Genomic DNA, 16370 nt, shown 5'->3' with positions numbered 1-16370 from the left:
AAACTATTGAGTTTTCTAGGTTCTGGCGTTGGTTGGAGGTGTTTGCCTCTCTCCCTGCGCATTTACTAATCTAGCAACTCAACTTTGGTATGTCAACCCCTTTTCTCAATTTTTTTTATTTTTAGTTAAAAAAAAATGGCTGTATTTCATATATGACGATACTTTTGGGGTTTGAAGATTCATGAGAAAATATTAATCGCATTGAAAATCATCTAATTTCAAATGAAGATGTCCCTCAATTTTAGATCGAGAGATCGAGACATAAATTTTTTTGATAAGGCCGTATGCTGTACAGGGTATTCTGAAAATATATAAAGTTTCGGGGCAAAATCAAATGTCCAAAACATACTTAAGTTTAATGCTATGGGAGGAGTTGTATTGAAAAGACTCCTACGTCTATCACGGATGATTGATGGTTTGAATGAATTAATTGGACGTCTAACTTATTGGTTAGTCTTACTGATGGTCTTAGTTGGTGTTTGGAATGTCATTGGACGCTATTTAGGTAGGAGCATTGGTCAAAATTTAACTTCCAACGCTTTCATTGAAGTTCAGTGGTATATTTTTGATCTGGTTTTTCTTCTTGGTGGAGCTTATTGTGTCAAACATAATCAACACGTTCGTGTAGATATTTTTTATGCTCGATGGAGTCCCAAAAGAAAAGCTCTAGTTAACTTGATTGGTACGATATTATTTTTAATTCCCTTCAGTCTCATTGTTATTTTTGTTTCTTGGGGAGCTGTTTTAAATTCATGGGCTATTCTTGAAACTTCTCCCGATCCTGGTGGGTTACCTCGTTACCCAATTAAGACAATGATTATAGTTAGCTTTGTATTGTTGTTTCTCCAAGGAATTTCTGAAACAATTAAAAATTTTGCAGTCTTTACAGGTCAATTACCAGGCGGTAAGGAGTCTTATGAATCTGAGTCTTGAATATGAATGGCTAGGTCCATTAATGTTTGCAGGAGCACTGGTGCTACTTTCCCTTGGTTACCCTGTAGCTTTTTCTCTGGGTGGTGTCGCCATAATTTTTGGATTAATAGGTATTGCTTTAGATGTTTTTGACCCCATATTTCTGACTGCAATGCCCCAAAGAATTTTTGGAATTATGGCCAATTATACTTTGCTGGCTATACCCTACTTTATATTTATGGGGGCAATGTTGGAAAAATCCGGTATTGCAGAACAACTCCTGGAAACAATGGGGATATTATTTGGCAGAGTCAGGGGTGGTTTAGCTCTAGCAGTTGTTCTTGTGGGCGCTCTTTTAGCTGCTACGACTGGTGTGGTTGCTGCTACAGTAGTGGCAATGGGGTTAATTTCTTTACCTATTATGTTGCGCTATGGATATAATAAAGAGTTGGCGACGGGTGTTATTGTTGCATCGGGAACTTTGGGACAGATTATACCTCCTAGTGTAGTTTTGGTAGTATTGGCAGACCAACTAGGAATTTCTGTTGGGGATCTTTTTATTGGCTCTATTTTGCCTGGCCTACTAATGGCAGGAACATTTGCTCTTCATGTTCTAATTGTTGCTTTTATTAGACCAGACCTTGCTCCTGCTTTACCCTCAGAGGTGCGCAGTCTAGGAGGTAAAGCTCTGGGTACTAGGGTGCTAACAGTAATGATTCCACCATTATTATTAATTTTACTGGTTTTGGGTAGTATATTTTTCGGTATTGCTACGCCGACTGAAGCTGGAGCAGTAGGGTGTGTGGGGGCGATCGCTCTGGCTCTGGCCAATGGTCGATTTAGTTGGACTTCTTTGAGAAATGTATGTGATGTGACTCTCAAGACAACTACGATGGTGATGTTTATACTTCTTGGGTCAACTGCTTTTAGTTTAGTTTTCCGAGGGGTTGAGGGCGATCGCTTTATGTTTGATTTACTTTCTAATCTTCCTGGGGGAACGACAGGTTTTTTATTTGTCAGTATGACAATTGTTTTTTTGCTTGGTTTTTTTATCGACTTTTTTGAGATTGCTTTTATTGTTGTACCTTTATTTGTACCTGTTGCTCAACAACTTGGAATTGATTTGGTTTGGTACGGTGTAATATTGGGGGCTAATCTTCAAGCATCTTTTTTAACGCCTCCCTTTGGATTTGCACTATTTTACCTACGGGGTGTCGCACCTCCAGAGGTTACTACTGGTGAGATTTATCGAGGTGCTATTCAATTTATCTTACTTCAGTTATTAGTATTAGTTATAATTATTTGTTTCCCAGGTATTGTTGATTTTCTGCCATCTTTAAGCAGATAAAGGTTTCACCTCAAAAGCTCGAGCTGAGGTAGATAGAACTTTTCAGCTCTTTTAACCAACTTTCAAGCGCCGGAGGTTGCTTCAAAATAATTAAAAATATTTCTCAACTATTGCATAAATTAAGCAATTTAATATATACTAATTTTCAACTCCAGTTCATAGGGAGTTATTGAGAACAAATATAGCTAAATTTGGAGAGATAAAGTATGTCACAGAGTTTTAATGTTCAGCAAGCTCGGCCTAGTAAAATTCAAATAGAAGTCACAGACATACCTGTGTTACAGGGAAAAAACTTGGCATCAGGATTAAATTTTGATGCAGATGGTGGCGACCGTAATTTTGATGCAGATGGTGGCGATCGTAACTTTGACGCAGATGGCGGTGACCGTCATCACTAATAGTTAAGTATTCAAGTCTTTTAATTTTTGTTTTGAATATTTAGGGGGGGTAAATAGAGAAAGCGAAAACTTCTCTAAAGTTCATCAAACTTACTCATAACTAGAGCTATAAAACTAAAATGAGTAAGTTTGCTCAGTTGTCTATCCATTGAGCCATTAATTTCGTGGAAAAAGAGTAACAAGAGGGTTGTATAAAACCAGGGAAAATAAATTATTAAATGCTGAGATAAATGAGGCATTTAATATAATTAAAAAAGTAATTCCTGATGTCTTTGACCAAGGAATAAAGGGTTTGCCGTTTAACCCTGTGGTGGTCTATCCACTACGAACAACTAACTAAGCTTTCAGGTTTTTGAGCAAGTTTTAGTAAGTTTAGTTGAGCGGTTAAGACTTAACTATTTTCCCTATCTTAACTAGCCATGTAAGTCTTGAACTGGTGACAACTAAACAGAGCTAACGGTAAAAGCTTTACCCATCCTTAATAATAAAGATTGAGAATATTTTTTTCAAAATTAAATTTATTATATTTTTTGATCTCTTTATACAGTCCAAGAAACATTTATAGTCATTTCAGTTTAGATTCAGACAAGGGTTTCTTGCCACAGAAGGGTTTCAGCCGAAAAAGTGTTTTATTCTTATTTGAAATGACGATACTCTAGTAAACTCAATACCACATATCAAGCAATTTTTTTGTAGTAATAGTATTCATAGTTTCTAAATTTCTTGAAGTACCAAGGGCAACAATTCATTAATTGATAATGGATAATTGATAATTACCTCTGGTTAAAACCGTTACGGAATTGAATATAAGGAAATATTATTTCTTTTTTTCCCCTTAAAAGGGGAGGCTTTAAACCAGAATTATTTAATTATTAATTATTAATAATTAATAATTCGGTAAAAAAGGTTATTGGTTAGGTCTGAGAATAACAAAGTATTCCAGCTTTATCGATCTATCAAATAATACAAAACCAATTTTAGGTAGCTTTTAATGTCAAAAATTTAAGAATTCTATAAAAAACCATGTTTATGATTATGTCAAAAAATTAATAGGAAAGTTTATCAATTATGTTGTACCTCAAGTATTTAATACAGCTCTATCAAAGAATACAGAATCAATTTTAGGTAGCTCTATAATATAAGAAAGTTAAGAATTATGGAAAAACCCATCTTATGATTATTTTCAAAAATTAATAGAAAAAAATATCGATTATGTTGTGCCTAAAATATTTAATACAGCCATTACCCCAGGAAGAGTTTCTGGAAAACAACTGGACTAAAAAAGCGATCGCCATCTCCAGTAAAGGACAGAAAGATTTTACAGACCTATTTTCATGGGACAAACTCAACCATCTATTGAACTTTCATCAAATAAAATATCCCGATGTGCGCGTGGCATTTGATGGAAAAGTTCTGGAGGCCAAAGAAAATAAAAATCTTACCCAATGGTGTCAGAAAGGTGGGACCTTAATCATAGACCAAATTCATCAAAGGATTCCAGAGGTTTCAATGTTGGCCTCAAAACTTAGTTATGAGTTAGGATATCCTACTCAGGTCAATGCTTACTGCTCCTGGTCTAGTAAACAAGGTTTTTCTCGTCACTACGATACTCACGATGTATTTATTCTGCAAGTAGAAGGAAGCAAACAATGGTATGTCTACACCGACACTTTAAAATACCCATTGCCAAATCAGAAATCATCCTCTCTTGAACCACCAGAAGAAGAAGCTTATTTAAGTTGTATTTTGCATCCAGGAGATGTACTTTATATACCTCGCGGACATTGGCATTACGCAGTTACAAAAGAAGAACCATCTATTCATCTAACTTTAGGTATTCACAGTAAAACAGGTATCGATCTATTGGAATGGTTAATCTGTAAATTACAACACAGAGAAGAGTGGAGACAAAGTCTACCTTTAAGAATAGATAATAATTCTTTTAATCTAAGTGTAGAAACCTTAATTCAAGACTTAGAACAGTATATAAATAATCATAATATTAGCGAAGAATATTATAGCTATTTAGATAGTTTGGGAAAACCTATCTATCAATATGCTTTGCCATATCAAGCCGGATTTAATATATTTGATAATGGTATTGAAACTAAGTTTAAAATACCTCAATTTCAACGTTTAAAAATTTCTCAAATATCCGAGCGAGAAGATGAATATAAAATCATAGTTTCTGGTAAAGAAGTATCTATTAAAGGAGTGCCAGAAAAGTTTATTGAAAATTTATTTAGTCGAGAAACATTTACTGGAAAAGACGTCATAAATTTACTCCCAGATTATGACTGGGAAATAGATATTATGCCAATGTTATCGAAGTTAGTTAATGAAAGAGTTATTTTTGTAGAACCTGGAGTTTAAACATGAATACATTTTTTTGCGCTGATGCTTGCCGACAAGCAAATGAAGATATTATTGGAAGTGGTACAAACTATTCAATATATGTGTTGATAGAGTGCCCTTATCCTTGGGATTATAATGCTTCCGAGTCTCGTTATCTACCAGAAAACTTAGATATTTTGATGAGAGAAGTCAGTAAATCTAAGCTTTCAGTCAGATTTTTACTAATCACTCAAAATCAAAATCAAAGACAAAATAATAGAAAAATTTTAATCTATGAAAAAGAGCAAAGTTCATTTATAAATGGTTATAAAAAATATGAATTTGATGTAGATCATCCTGAAAAAATGGCTCCTGTTATTCAAAAATATTTAGCCGGGGATAATTTAGATATTAATATTCAAGAAAATCAAATTAGGGATATGTTAGTTTGTACTCACGGTAGCCATGATAAGTGCTGTGCTAAATATGGTAATCCGTTTTATATGCAAGCTAAAAAAACTATTTCCGAATTGGGTTTAAAAAATACTAGGATTTGGAAAGCAAGTCACTTTGGTGGCCATAGATTCGCACCTACTATGATTGATTTTCCTGATGGTAGATATTATGGATTACTCAATGGGGAATCTTTTAAGTCTATTTTGCTACGAACGGGCAATATTAAATTATTAGGTGGTGTGTATCGAGGTTGGGGCATTTTACCAACTTGTATTCAGGCGTTGGAAAGGGAACTTATGTTCCATCATGGTTGGGAATGGTTTGATTATAAGATTAATTTTTTAGATATTGATATAAACTCTGATAGAACGTTAATTCAAACTCAATTAGCTGTAGTTAAACCTGATGGATCTAGATACACTTGTGAAGGTAGGTTAGTCAAAGATAAAAGTAAAACTATTCAACTTAAAGGTTCCTGCGATGCGACTAATAGTTATGAATTTATTAAGTATTATGTTAGCCATATTAATTTCACAATTGAACGGAAAATTACTGAGAAAGTGCTTGTAAATTATCCTCAGAAAAAAGCAAGTTAAAGTACATAAATTGATGGGGTATGCCTAAAAATTGAAATGGCTCGCCAGTTTCGATAAAACCTATTCTTTTATAGAACTTAGAAGCACTGAGACGAGTCATTACTCTCAAAGATTTTAGTTGTTTTTGCTTGGCAATTTCAATGATTTCTTTGGTTAAAGCTGTTCCTATTCCCTGAGATTGAAATTCAGGCAAAACACAAAGATATGCAATACTTCCTAATTCCTGAGATATTTCCCGCAGTCTAGCTGACCCAATAATTTGTTGTTCGTAAACAGCAATAATATGTAAAGCACTATCTTCATATTCATCTTTTTCTGTTCCTATTTCCATATTTATTGGTGCTCTTAACACTAACCAACGTTGATAATACATTGCATCTTTTTCTTGTTGGTTTTGAATTAAGCGAATCTGAAATTCTCTCATTTTTCTAGCATCTTCAATGGGTGCATATCAATTTTGAATAAAGCCAAAAATTTATCGCTTTTAGGCAACAGGCAACAGGCAACAGGCAACAGGGAATATATAGAAAAAGAGTATTTTTGCAAATATTGAGATGTACCTATTGAGATGCATCCTCTTTAATTATGGCTTACCGATTAAATTTCAAACCATTGACTGAGATAGGCTAAAGCCTTTTTTGGGTTGAAAAAAATACCAGGTTTTCAGTCCAAAACCCTCAAAAAGTTAGCATAAAAGGCATAATAATTGCAGAAAAATCACTCTAATAATTGTTCCGACTACCTCCTAATTAAATTCTATTCTCCGCTCCTCCTAACTACTCCCCCACTCCCCTACTTCCCTACTCCTGAAAAAAACTTTTTCAGCAAACCCTAATTGAAGGCGATCGCCATTCCGATTAAGACCAAGCGGGATGAGATAATATAGAGGCAAACATTCGCACCCCACGCAGTAAATTGGATAGAGGTAGATGGCCTTTTGGCGCACTCAAATCCCAGGTAAATTCATTTGGATATCTCGTCCAAGTATTGCCATTTTTCCAGCCAATTTTGGGCAGCAACTTATCCCAATTTTTACCTACCCTTAACCACATTTCTCTCTGTACAGAATACCCAAATTTACCTTCTGAATAAACCAACCACATAGTATTAATAGTCTGGAAATCTGGAATAGGAATACTATCTACTTCTGAAAAATAAAGCCATTTTCTTTGTATAGCTGCCTCTCCTGCCAATTCACACAATTTTTGCATAGTTAATTTATCAGCTTCTAAAAAATCTTGATGAGCTAGTTTGATTTGTATATGACTATAGTCAACATTAGATTCTGATTTGATCGGTACAATTCCTAGAGGAAAGTTTTTATTTATAAATTCATCAACTTTCGATGAATCTATTTGACGTAAAACTTGGTATATTTTTCCTGAAATTATAGTAGGTGAATCTGATTTTTGTGCTTGTAAAAATTCCATTAATATTTGCCAACCATCATTCCCTGTTTGGGCCAAAATAGGAATTACTTGTAGCTGTTTTTTTTCAGAACCAGATTCTAATTGAGACTGCAGTTCAGCTATATTAGATGAAGCGTTTGTTGTAGAATTAATCCTTGATTCTGTCATAAAATTACTGTGTATTTCAGCTTTTGAAGTTATATGAAATATAAAAAAGAATGCTACGAATAATTTAGCTGGTTAAAAAACTTTACCCAGAAATGTCGATTTGACTCAAAACAGAGTTTTACTCTAATAAATGATATGTAGGTTGTTCCTACTAACTCGGCCCTCCTGTACCTCGCCCTACTGATGGCTCCCCTACCTGACTCCTGGAAACAGCCGTGCGTATTTGTAGCCAAAATCTTAGTATTTCATATTAATTGGTAATTTACAACTATTTATTATCTAAAATACGATTAATAATTGCAGTAGTGGAAGTCGAAACTTCTATTTGAACTAAAGAAATTTTACCACCATATCCCATAACTATTGATGCTTCGGGTAATGTTTCAACCGAATAGTCCCCACCTTTAACATAGATATCAGGTTTCAGCCGTTCTATCAGATGAGTAGCAGTCGTTTCATCAAACATTACTACTCCGTCCACTGGTTTCAGAGCGACTAAAACTTCTGCCCGTTGGTCTTGGGGAATAATTGGCCGCACAGGATATCCCGATTGTTGTGGCTTAATTTTTTGTACCGATCGATCACTATTTAACCCTACTATTAGCGAGCGTCCCAAAGATTTAGCTGCCCATAAATAGCGAATATGTCCTGCATGAAGTAGATCAAAGCATCCATTTGTAAATACTAAAGGTCGCCAATCAGTTGGTTGAAAATTGATTGTCTGTTCTAGTTCAATTAAATTGTACAAACCAGAAATTAGTTTTTGGGAGTCCATTCTTTAATATTTATCTTTAATGTTTGATCTTCATTGACGTTTTGTCCAGTAGGTACTTGATATCCATTTTCAAAAGCATAACGAACCAACTGGGAGCGATTTTCTAAACTTAACTTTCTCATTATTTTACTCAAATGAGTTTGTACAGTTCGAGGACTAATAAATAGGCGATCGCTGATCTGTTTATTTGTCAAACCTTGAGCTACTTCCCAAAAAACTCTTTCTTCTGCTGGAGTTAGAGGTAGTGGTTCGGGGATTTCCTGAGATTTTGTTGTTTGAGTTAGATGCTTTTCAATAAGCTTTTTTATTTCCAAATGAACTCGACGAGAACGGTCTAATTGAGCCTCAATTTTTGCTACCAATTCTCGCATTTCAACAGGCTTATTTATATAATCATCTGCTCCCATAGATAAACCCAAAATTCTGTCTTCTAACTCTCCTTTACTCGATAGAAATATAAATGGTACTAATTTACCTAAATCACTAGAGCGTAAACGTTGACAAAATTCCAAACCATCCATTTGTGGCATCATTATATCAGAAACAATTAAATCCGGATTTAATTGTTCTAATATTGATAGTGCATCTAAACCAGAATTTGTATCTTTGACCTCATATCCTTGTAATTCTAGATGTCGTTTTAATAGAATTCTTAAGCTGTCTTCATCATCTACTATTAGTATTTGTTTCTTGTTCTCAATGTTATCGTTCATTGCTGATTTAATCCTCCTCGTTTACCCATTTATACTAGAATAATATCTTTTTTTAATATGATATAGTATATCTAGTAATTTCAAATAAGAATGAAACACTTTTTCTGCTGAAAGTCTTTCAAGGCAAGAAACCCTTGTCTCAATCTAAACTGAAATGACTATATTTGTGATTTTCATTAGTATTTTTTTTGTCGACTGTAGTTTTTAGCATTATTTCTTGTTTTTAACAATTACTGAATCAATTAATTTTTTTGAGATTGTTATTTAACTTAATACGCAATCTTTCCTAATTTATTTGAAAATTACTATCAAAAAGTCAATATGATAGGTTTGAAGATCAAAAATAAAACTGTTAAAATAAGCTTAGTCAAGTAAAAAAATTGGGTATTGTAAAAAATGGTAGCAATTTGGACTATTTATAGACCATTATTACACAATATATACTTCAGTACCATCAGTAGTAGAGTGCATCCTCAGAATTTAAGACCTGCTATACCCACAAATGAACGATAATTTTATAACTGAGTAAAATGCCATGAAAGCAACAAACATTCGTCAATATTCCTCCATAGCTGCTAGGACTCTTACAATAGTAGGGATAATTATGATTTTGTCTTCTCTACTTGACTTTGTAGTATTGTCAATTCCTTTCAATATAAGTAGTAGAGCATGGCAAATTGGTCTAGTGACACAGTTAGTTGATCGAGGAATTATTCCTATGGTAGGAATGGCCTTATTATTTACAGGCTATTGGGTAACCAGTAATTCTGGCCTCCAAAATAACTCCACATCCTCCATATTAGATTTGAGATTTTGGGGACTTTTACTAGCGAGCTTATTAGGACTAATATATTTGTTACTATTTCCTCTACATTTAAATAATACTCGTCTAGCTCGGGCAGAGGCCATTGAACGAATAAATCAGCAAGCAAGTACAGCTGAAACACAATTAGAAGCTCGTGTCAGTACCAGCGAATTTCAAAATCAGATACAACAAAGACAAAGTCAATTAAAAAATCAATTTAGTACTTTGTTAGGAGATGAAACTAGGCTGAATGAAGCGTTAGAAAATGAACAATTATCAGAGCAAGTGAAAAGCTTGTTAGAACAATCAAAACAAAATCCTCAAATTATAGATGAATTTCTCAATCGTCAGGCACAACAATTACCAACTCAACTTTTAACTAGAATTCGTACTCGCAAGCAAGAATTAGAAGAACAAGCTAACAGCAATTCTTTTAAATCAAGTTTTAGAACAGGTTTTAGCAGTTTACTTTTAGCAGTAGGCTACATTATGATTGGTTGGACAGGTTTAAAAAATATGGGAATTATTAAAGGTAAAGGACGTCGCCAAAATCCTGCTAGATAGTTAATTGAATGCAAAATAATATCTCACAATATTTACAGTATTTAGAGATAAGAACTTTAAATAATTAGGTAGGGCATTCAACAATTAATAATTAATAATTAACAATTAATAATTACCTCTCCTTAAAAACAAGAGGGTTGACGCAAAAGGGAAATTTTTTTTATTTTTTATCCTTTAAAGGAAAGGCTGTAAACCTTAATTATTAGGTAAGAGTTAATTGTTGACAGTAAGGATAAGGTATAAACTTCATCCTAATGATCAATGCCCTACCTTTGAATATCATAATTTCATTTCCGCATTTACGAGCTTAATAACAAAGAGCAGTTACTAAAATTTACCGAATGTTCTCAATTTATATACTGACTTACAACGAAGAGATAGATATCGCTGCTTGTATTGGGTCAGCAATGTTGTCAGATGACATTATAATAGTAGACTCCTTAAGTAGCGATCGGACTGTAGAAATAGCAAAACATTATAATGTAAGAATAGTTCCACACAAATTTGAAAGCCATGGAAAACAACGAACATGGATGCTAGAGGAAGTTCCTACAAAATACGAATGGGTCTATATCCTAGAAGCAGATGAACGAATGACCCCGGAATTATTCAACGAATGCCTAGAAGTAATAAACAGTCAAAAAGAATATATTGGGTATTATGTTGCAGAGCGGGTCATGTTTATGGGGACTTGGATTCGCTACAGCACACAATATCCCCGGTACCAGATGCGCTTATTTCGTAAAGACAAAGTATGGTTTACCGATTATGGTCACACAGAAAGAGAAGTTTGTGACGGTCCCACAAGTTTTTTGAAAGAAACTTATCCCCACTACACCTGTAGCAAAGGAATTTCTCGGTGGATAGAAAAGCACAATCGCTATTCTACAGATGAAGCAGCAGAAACAGTTAGACAACTAGAAACAGGAAACGTATCTTGGAAAAATCTATTTTTTGGAGTTTCAGAAGTAGATAGAAGACGTGCCCTCAAAGATTTTTCCTTACGCTTGCCCTTTAGGCCAATAATTCGCTTCATATATATGTATATTTTCCTGAAAGGATTTCTTGATGGCCAAGCAGGATTAGCTTGGTGTACCTTGCAAGCTTTCTACGAATATCTCATACTAATTAAAGTCTGGGAAATAAAAAATATGCCTGTACCATCATTAACTTCAGTCATCGATGCCAATTCATCAAAAGTAGAAATAGAGGCACAAGGGTGAAATATAACTTAACCATTGGAACAACTGCTAAATAGCTATACTGATTAAGTTGTTGAGTTTACTGATTATATTATGTAGCCCCACCCACAAAGGCTGATTCATAACTTGAGTATTGCAAGGTAAATCAAAATTAATCGTCAATATTCCCCAGTAAAAATCGTAAATCTACACAAAACCTAAATAAATTTAAAGTATGCATCTGAGCGAAATTTCTCATCCTAACCAGTTGCAGGGTCTTTCAATTCATCAATTAGAAGAAATTGCTAGACAAATAAGAGAAAAACATCTAGAAACTGTTGCCACCAGTGGAGGACATCTAGGTCCGGGATTAGGAGTAGTAGAACTGACCCTGGGTCTCTACCAAACTCTCGATCTAGATCGGGACAAAGTCCTATGGGATGTCGGCCACCAAGCTTATCCCCACAAAATTATCACGGGTCGATATCACAATTTCCATACCTTGCGGCAAAAAGATGGGGTGGCAGGTTATCTAAAACGTTGTGAAAGCAAATTCGACCATTTCGGTGCGGGTCATGCTTCTACAAGTATCTCTGCTGCTTTAGGAATGGCCTTAGCTAGAGATATGAAAGGAGAGAATTTTAAGGTAGCAGCAATTATCGGTGATGGCGCTCTAACTGGTGGTATGGCCTTAGAAGCTATTAACCATGCAGGTCACTTACCTAAAACGAATATGCTGGTAGTGCTAAATGATAATGAGATGTCCATCTCTCCTAATGTGGGAGCTATTTCTCGCTATCTTAACAAAATGCGCCTCTCTCCACCAATCCAGTTTCTCAAAGATAATTTAGAAGAACAATTCAAACATATTCCCTTTGTAGGTGAAACCTTTACACCAGAAATGGAAAGGCTCAAAGAAGGGATGAAGCGTTTGGCAGTATCAAAAGTGGGAGCAGTTATTGAAGAATTGGGCTTCACTTATATTGGTCCTGTTGATGGACATAACTTAGAAGAACTAATTACAACCTTCAAGCAAGCTCACGAAATTCCTGGGCCTGTATTAGTTCATGTTTCTACAACTAAGGGTAAAGGATATGCGGTGGCAGAAGAAGATCAAGTCGGCTATCATGCTCAAAATCCCTTTAATCTAGCTACTGGCAAAGCTTTACCAGCAAACAAGCCAAAGCCTCCCAAATACTCTAAAGTTTTTGCCCATACCCTGGTTAAACTTGCCGAAAATAATCCTAAAATTATCGGTATTACTGCTGCCATGGGAACTGGTACCTGTCTGGATAAACTTCATGCTAAGTTGCCAAAACAATATATTGATGTTGGTATTGCCGAACAACACGCTGTTACTCTAGCTGCGGGGTTAGCTTGTGAAGGGATGCGACCTGTGGCGGGTATTTACTCGACTTTCTTACAACGAGCTTATGACCAAATTATCCATGATGTTTGTATTCAAAAGTTACCTGTGTTCTTCTGTTTAGACCGCGCTGGAATTGTGGGATCTGATGGCCCTACTCACCAGGGAATGTATGATATTGCCTATTTACGTTGTATCCCCAATATGGTAATCATGGCACCTAAAGATGAGGGTGAGTTGCAACGGATGGTGGTTACTGGGATTAACTATACAAATGGTCCTATTGCGATGCGGTATCCTCGTGGTAATGGTTATGGTGTGCCATTAATGGAAGAGGGTTGGGAAGCTATTCCTATTGGTAAGGGTGAAATTCTCCGTAATGGCGATGATGTTTTGATATTGGGCTATGGTTCGATGGTACATCCTGCCGTGCAAACTGCCGAAATTCTCAGCGAACATGGTATTGCAGCTACAGTGGTAAATGCTCGTTTTGTCAAGCCTTTGGACACAGAATTAATTTTGCCTTTGGCACAACGTATCGGAAAAGTTGTGACTATGGAGGAAGGTTGTTTGATGGGTGGCTTTGGTTCGGCAGTTACGGAAACATTGATGGATAATAATGTGCTTGCACCTGTGTTACGTTTGGGTGTACCTGATAAGTTGGTAGATCATGCTAAACCTGATGAGTCGAAGGCAGATTTAGGTTTGACTCCTTCTCAGATGGCAGAACGTATTTTGCAGAGTTTTAAGTCGAAGTTATCCACTGTTAACGTTTAATATTTTTGTTGGAAGTTTTTAAATAGACTTCTGGTGAAAAGTTAATTTAGGGAGATTCCATGGAACCTCCCTACAAGTTTTTCTCTTAAAGGCTTATTTGCTGTCTTATTTAATTTTTATTCTTAAGTAGAAAAAGCAAAATTTATGCAAAAGGGGAAATAATGGACAACGCGGTACACCGGAACTATAGCTACATTAAAGTGCATCCGATCGCAGGTGCAATTGGGGCTGAAATCCAAGGGGTAAATCTGGCAGAACCCCTCAAAAGTGAAGTCGTTGAGGAGATTCGCCTTGCCTTTCTCGATCACTTAGCGATCTTTTTCACTAATCAAGAACTTACCCCTCACCAACAGCTTGCCTTCGCCCAGAAGTTTGGTAAGGTAATGGAGTACCCGCTGCTTCAGGGATTGCCTAAATGTCCGCAGATCACACCGGTAGTGAAGTTGGAGCATGAGCGGGCGAACTTTGGGGGTATGTGGCATTCCGATACTACCTATCTAGAGCGTCCACCGATGGGGAGTATCCTCTACGCTGTTGAGATTCCGCCATACGGTGGCGACACTCTTTTCGCCAACCAGTATATGGCTTACGAAACCCTATCGGAAGGTCTTAAGGAGACCCTGCAAGGACTTGTTGGCATCAACACCTCGTCAAAAGCTCATGCCTTTCTAAGCAATGCTAGTCTTGAGCAGGAGGTGATAGTCGGCACCCATCCAGTAGTGCGCACGCACCCAGAAACTGGGAGGAAGGCGCTTTACATAAACACTAACCATACAAAGCACTTTCAGGGGTGGATGGTGTCCGAAAGCCGACCTCTGCTAGACTATCTCTTCGAGCATCAAGTCAGACCGGAGTTCACCTGCCGCTTTCGCTGGCAGCGTGGTTCCCTTGCCTTCTGGGATAATCGCTGCACTCAGCATAATCCGGTGAATGACTATCAAGGGTTCAAACGTATCATGCATCGTGTTACATTGGCTGGGGACAAGCCGTACTGAATGCTGAGAATGTATACCGTTTTACGGAAGTCAAAAGTTAAAAGTCAAAAGTTAAAAGTAAGATTTTATAGGCTTAAAAGTTTGACACTACAGTAATTACAGGAAATTATTTCACACAATAAACAGGGTTTATTACCCTAATTTTTGTTGTTCAAATCACGAAATTTCGTTGATAAGCCCGGTTAAGGAGTTATTGTAACATGGAATATAAATATCACGGTACAGATATAGACGGACCTACTCTCAATCCAGAGGAACTGTACGTTCGGAATAGGAATCTGAACGACCTAATTGGTAATTTGACATTTACTGGGGCTATTTATCACTTATTGATGGGCAAAGAGGCAACTCCATCCCAAGAACAACTTCTCGATCGCTATCTTGCAAGTGCGCTTTCTTCTTTAACAGAGGAGGATACAGCTATAGAAGTGATTAAAACTGTAGTCGCTTCGGGTGCAACTTATTCTCAGGCAATTATTGCAGGGTTAATGGTTGACAAAACGAAGTCATTTGAACAGACGATCGCGCTCGTTGACTTGGAGGCAATAGGATTGGATCGAGACAGTCAAATTGGACTATATTATGTTGGTCTAATTCCTTCCTTAATGGTTATTGCTCTCGAAAGTATCCAGTGGATTAAAGAAAATAAGGAAAAATTTTTTGACCACCAAAAAACTTATGGGAAAAGAGTTTTGACTGAGGGGAAAGACTATATTGAATCTATATTTACGCTTTGTACTAACAGAAATTTTAGCAACTCAACTGAGAGAAAAATATTCAACGATATTATGGTTAGCTTGCATGCTGGTTGGGGGTTTCTTGCTCCCTCAGTTATGTTGCCCAGGGTTGCCACGAGTACGAGAGTTCCTATGCACCAAGCGATCGCAGCAGGTTTTACAGCGGCAGGCCCATCCCATGTTGGAGCTTGCGAAAAAGCAATGGAGTTCTTTACTGCCGTTCACAAACAATGTTCGGGAGATATAGAAGCAGTAACGATCAAGATATTGGAAGATCGCCTGGCTAAAAAGGAGAAGATCCACGGTTTTGGACACCCAATGTTTAAGGCAGATTCAAGAAACCCTCGTCTACGGTCAATTATATCGGAGATCGATATGCGATCGGACTTTCTTCAAATTTATGATATTACGGCAGAGTTTTTGAAAGAGAAACGGGGAATTTATCCAAACATTGATAGCATTAGCGCTGCTGTATTTTTGTCTCTGGGAATGAGACCCCCCTATGGAACAGGACTATTCCTATGTTCGCGGACTTCAGCAATGGTTGCTCATATTCTGGAGCAAAAAGATAAACCTCCTTTTGGTGCTACCAGTGAGGAGATTCGCAAATGGTTTGGTCCTTTTGCTGTTGGTGTGAAGTGAAAATTAATAGATTTGAGAGCATATCAATTAGTATGGAGGTGTGGGGACTAACCCCTACTGCTCCCAGGAGCAAAAGTGTAGAGGCATTGCATAGAAGAATGAATTATAGTTTTAAACTTATAAAGTAAAAGATAGGGTTTACTTTTTCTGCAAAGATTCATCCTTTGGTTTAGCAACGCCCCATTTTTCAGAAG

General features: G+C 36.4%; 15 protein-coding genes. 11 read left to right on the top strand and 4 right to left on the bottom strand.

Going from position 1 to position 16370, the window contains the following annotated elements; genetic code table 11:
* Positions 1–378 precede the first annotated feature (378 nt).
* The 6 genes from F6K06_RS14425 to F6K06_RS14400 all read left to right on the top strand — a co-directional run bounded on the left by F6K06_RS14425 (position 379) and on the right by F6K06_RS14400 (position 6044).
* Positions 379–933 (top strand): TRAP transporter small permease subunit, encoded by a 555-nt coding sequence (locus tag F6K06_RS14425; protein ID WP_124147529.1) that lies wholly within the window; start codon positions 379–381, stop codon positions 931–933.
* The gene (locus tag F6K06_RS14420) at positions 917–2260 is read left to right on the top strand and encodes a TRAP transporter large permease subunit (RefSeq protein WP_205127553.1); all 1344 of its coding nucleotides are present in this window, start codon (positions 917–919) and stop codon (positions 2258–2260) included. Before F6K06_RS14425 ends, F6K06_RS14420 begins: the two co-directional genes overlap by 17 nt.
* 206 nt (positions 2261–2466) lie before the next feature.
* On the top strand, positions 2467–2658 hold the full coding sequence (locus F6K06_RS14415; protein ID WP_124147528.1) for a hypothetical protein: 192 nt from the start codon (positions 2467–2469) through the stop codon (positions 2656–2658).
* Positions 2659–2845: 187 nt separating this feature from the next.
* Positions 2846–2998, top strand: coding sequence for a hypothetical protein (locus F6K06_RS14410; RefSeq protein WP_205127552.1), 153 nt, complete (start codon positions 2846–2848; stop codon positions 2996–2998).
* A gap of 872 nt (positions 2999–3870) precedes the next feature.
* Positions 3871–5031 (top strand): cupin domain-containing protein, encoded by a 1161-nt coding sequence (locus tag F6K06_RS14405; RefSeq protein WP_124147527.1) that lies wholly within the window; start codon positions 3871–3873, stop codon positions 5029–5031.
* A 2-nt stretch (positions 5032–5033) separates the two neighbouring features.
* Positions 5034–6044, top strand: coding sequence for a sucrase ferredoxin (locus F6K06_RS14400; protein WP_124155612.1), 1011 nt, complete (start codon positions 5034–5036; stop codon positions 6042–6044).
* Here F6K06_RS14400 and F6K06_RS14395 read toward each other — a convergent pair.
* The 4 genes from F6K06_RS14395 to F6K06_RS14380 form a co-directional block, all read right to left on the bottom strand.
* Positions 5998–6468, bottom strand: a complete 471-nt coding sequence (locus F6K06_RS14395) for a GNAT family N-acetyltransferase (protein WP_124147525.1) — start codon at positions 6466–6468, stop codon at positions 5998–6000. The genes F6K06_RS14400 and F6K06_RS14395 overlap by 47 nt on opposite strands.
* Before the next feature lie 433 nt (positions 6469–6901).
* Entirely contained in the window at positions 6902–7621 is a 720-nt protein-coding gene (locus tag F6K06_RS14390) for a GUN4 domain-containing protein (RefSeq protein WP_124147524.1), read from the bottom strand.
* Positions 7622–7889: 268 nt separating this feature from the next.
* Positions 7890–8396: a D-glycero-beta-D-manno-heptose 1-phosphate adenylyltransferase gene (gene rfaE2 / locus F6K06_RS14385; protein ID WP_124147523.1), complete on the bottom strand. Its 507-nt coding sequence runs from the start codon at positions 8394–8396 to the stop codon at positions 7890–7892.
* Entirely contained in the window at positions 8378–9109 is a 732-nt protein-coding gene (locus F6K06_RS14380) for a response regulator transcription factor (RefSeq protein WP_124147522.1), read from the bottom strand. The genes rfaE2 and F6K06_RS14380 overlap by 19 nt, the downstream gene beginning before the upstream one ends.
* A gap of 535 nt (positions 9110–9644) precedes the next feature.
* Here F6K06_RS14380 and F6K06_RS14375 point away from each other — a divergent pair.
* The 5 genes from F6K06_RS14375 to F6K06_RS14355 all read left to right on the top strand — a co-directional run bounded on the left by F6K06_RS14375 (position 9645) and on the right by F6K06_RS14355 (position 16176).
* On the top strand, positions 9645–10478 hold the full coding sequence (locus tag F6K06_RS14375) for an HpsJ family protein (RefSeq protein WP_287242117.1): 834 nt from the start codon (positions 9645–9647) through the stop codon (positions 10476–10478).
* A gap of 341 nt (positions 10479–10819) precedes the next feature.
* On the top strand, positions 10820–11701 hold the full coding sequence (locus F6K06_RS14370) for a glycosyltransferase family 2 protein (RefSeq protein WP_124154531.1): 882 nt from the start codon (positions 10820–10822) through the stop codon (positions 11699–11701).
* Between the two features lie 193 nt (positions 11702–11894).
* On the top strand, positions 11895–13802 hold the full coding sequence (dxs, locus tag F6K06_RS14365; protein WP_124154530.1) for a 1-deoxy-D-xylulose-5-phosphate synthase: 1908 nt from the start codon (positions 11895–11897) through the stop codon (positions 13800–13802).
* Positions 13803–13963: 161 nt separating this feature from the next.
* Positions 13964–14797, top strand: coding sequence for a TauD/TfdA family dioxygenase (locus F6K06_RS14360; protein WP_287242114.1), 834 nt, complete (start codon positions 13964–13966; stop codon positions 14795–14797).
* A 200-nt stretch (positions 14798–14997) separates the two neighbouring features.
* Entirely contained in the window at positions 14998–16176 is a 1179-nt protein-coding gene (locus F6K06_RS14355) for a citrate/2-methylcitrate synthase (RefSeq protein ID WP_124146052.1), read from the top strand.
* The last annotated feature ends 194 nt before the right edge of the window (positions 16177–16370 follow it).

This window comes from Okeania sp. SIO1H4, assembly GCF_010672695.1.
Classification (GTDB): Bacteria; Cyanobacteriota; Cyanobacteriia; order Cyanobacteriales; family Microcoleaceae; genus Okeania; species Okeania hirsuta.
Note: the sequence above shows the minus strand (reverse complement) of the source record. Positions and strands in the feature narration are given on the sequence as shown.

Excerpts from the sequence above, each read along its gene's own strand:
- F6K06_RS14420 (WP_205127553.1), top strand. The coding sequence starts at position 917 with ATGAATCTGAGTCTTGAATATGAATGGCTAGGTCCATTAATGTTTGCA.
- F6K06_RS14415 (WP_124147528.1), top strand. The coding sequence starts at position 2,467 with ATGTCACAGAGTTTTAATGTTCAGCAAGCTCGGCCTAGTAAAATTCAA.
- F6K06_RS14405 (WP_124147527.1), top strand. The coding sequence starts at position 3,871 with ATGTTGTGCCTAAAATATTTAATACAGCCATTACCCCAGGAAGAGTTT.
- F6K06_RS14400 (WP_124155612.1), top strand. The coding sequence starts at position 5,034 with ATGAATACATTTTTTTGCGCTGATGCTTGCCGACAAGCAAATGAAGAT.
- F6K06_RS14395 (WP_124147525.1), bottom strand. The coding sequence starts at position 6,468 with ATGAGAGAATTTCAGATTCGCTTAATTCAAAACCAACAAGAAAAAGAT.
- F6K06_RS14390 (WP_124147524.1), bottom strand. The coding sequence starts at position 7,621 with ATGACAGAATCAAGGATTAATTCTACAACAAACGCTTCATCTAATATA.
- rfaE2 (WP_124147523.1), bottom strand. The coding sequence starts at position 8,396 with ATGGACTCCCAAAAACTAATTTCTGGTTTGTACAATTTAATTGAACTA.
- F6K06_RS14380 (WP_124147522.1), bottom strand. The coding sequence starts at position 9,109 with ATGAACGATAACATTGAGAACAAGAAACAAATACTAATAGTAGATGAT.
- F6K06_RS14375 (WP_287242117.1), top strand. The coding sequence starts at position 9,645 with ATGAAAGCAACAAACATTCGTCAATATTCCTCCATAGCTGCTAGGACT.
- F6K06_RS14370 (WP_124154531.1), top strand. The coding sequence starts at position 10,820 with ATGTTCTCAATTTATATACTGACTTACAACGAAGAGATAGATATCGCT.
- dxs (WP_124154530.1), top strand. The coding sequence starts at position 11,895 with ATGCATCTGAGCGAAATTTCTCATCCTAACCAGTTGCAGGGTCTTTCA.
- F6K06_RS14360 (WP_287242114.1), top strand. The coding sequence starts at position 13,964 with ATGGACAACGCGGTACACCGGAACTATAGCTACATTAAAGTGCATCCG.
- F6K06_RS14355 (WP_124146052.1), top strand. The coding sequence starts at position 14,998 with ATGGAATATAAATATCACGGTACAGATATAGACGGACCTACTCTCAAT.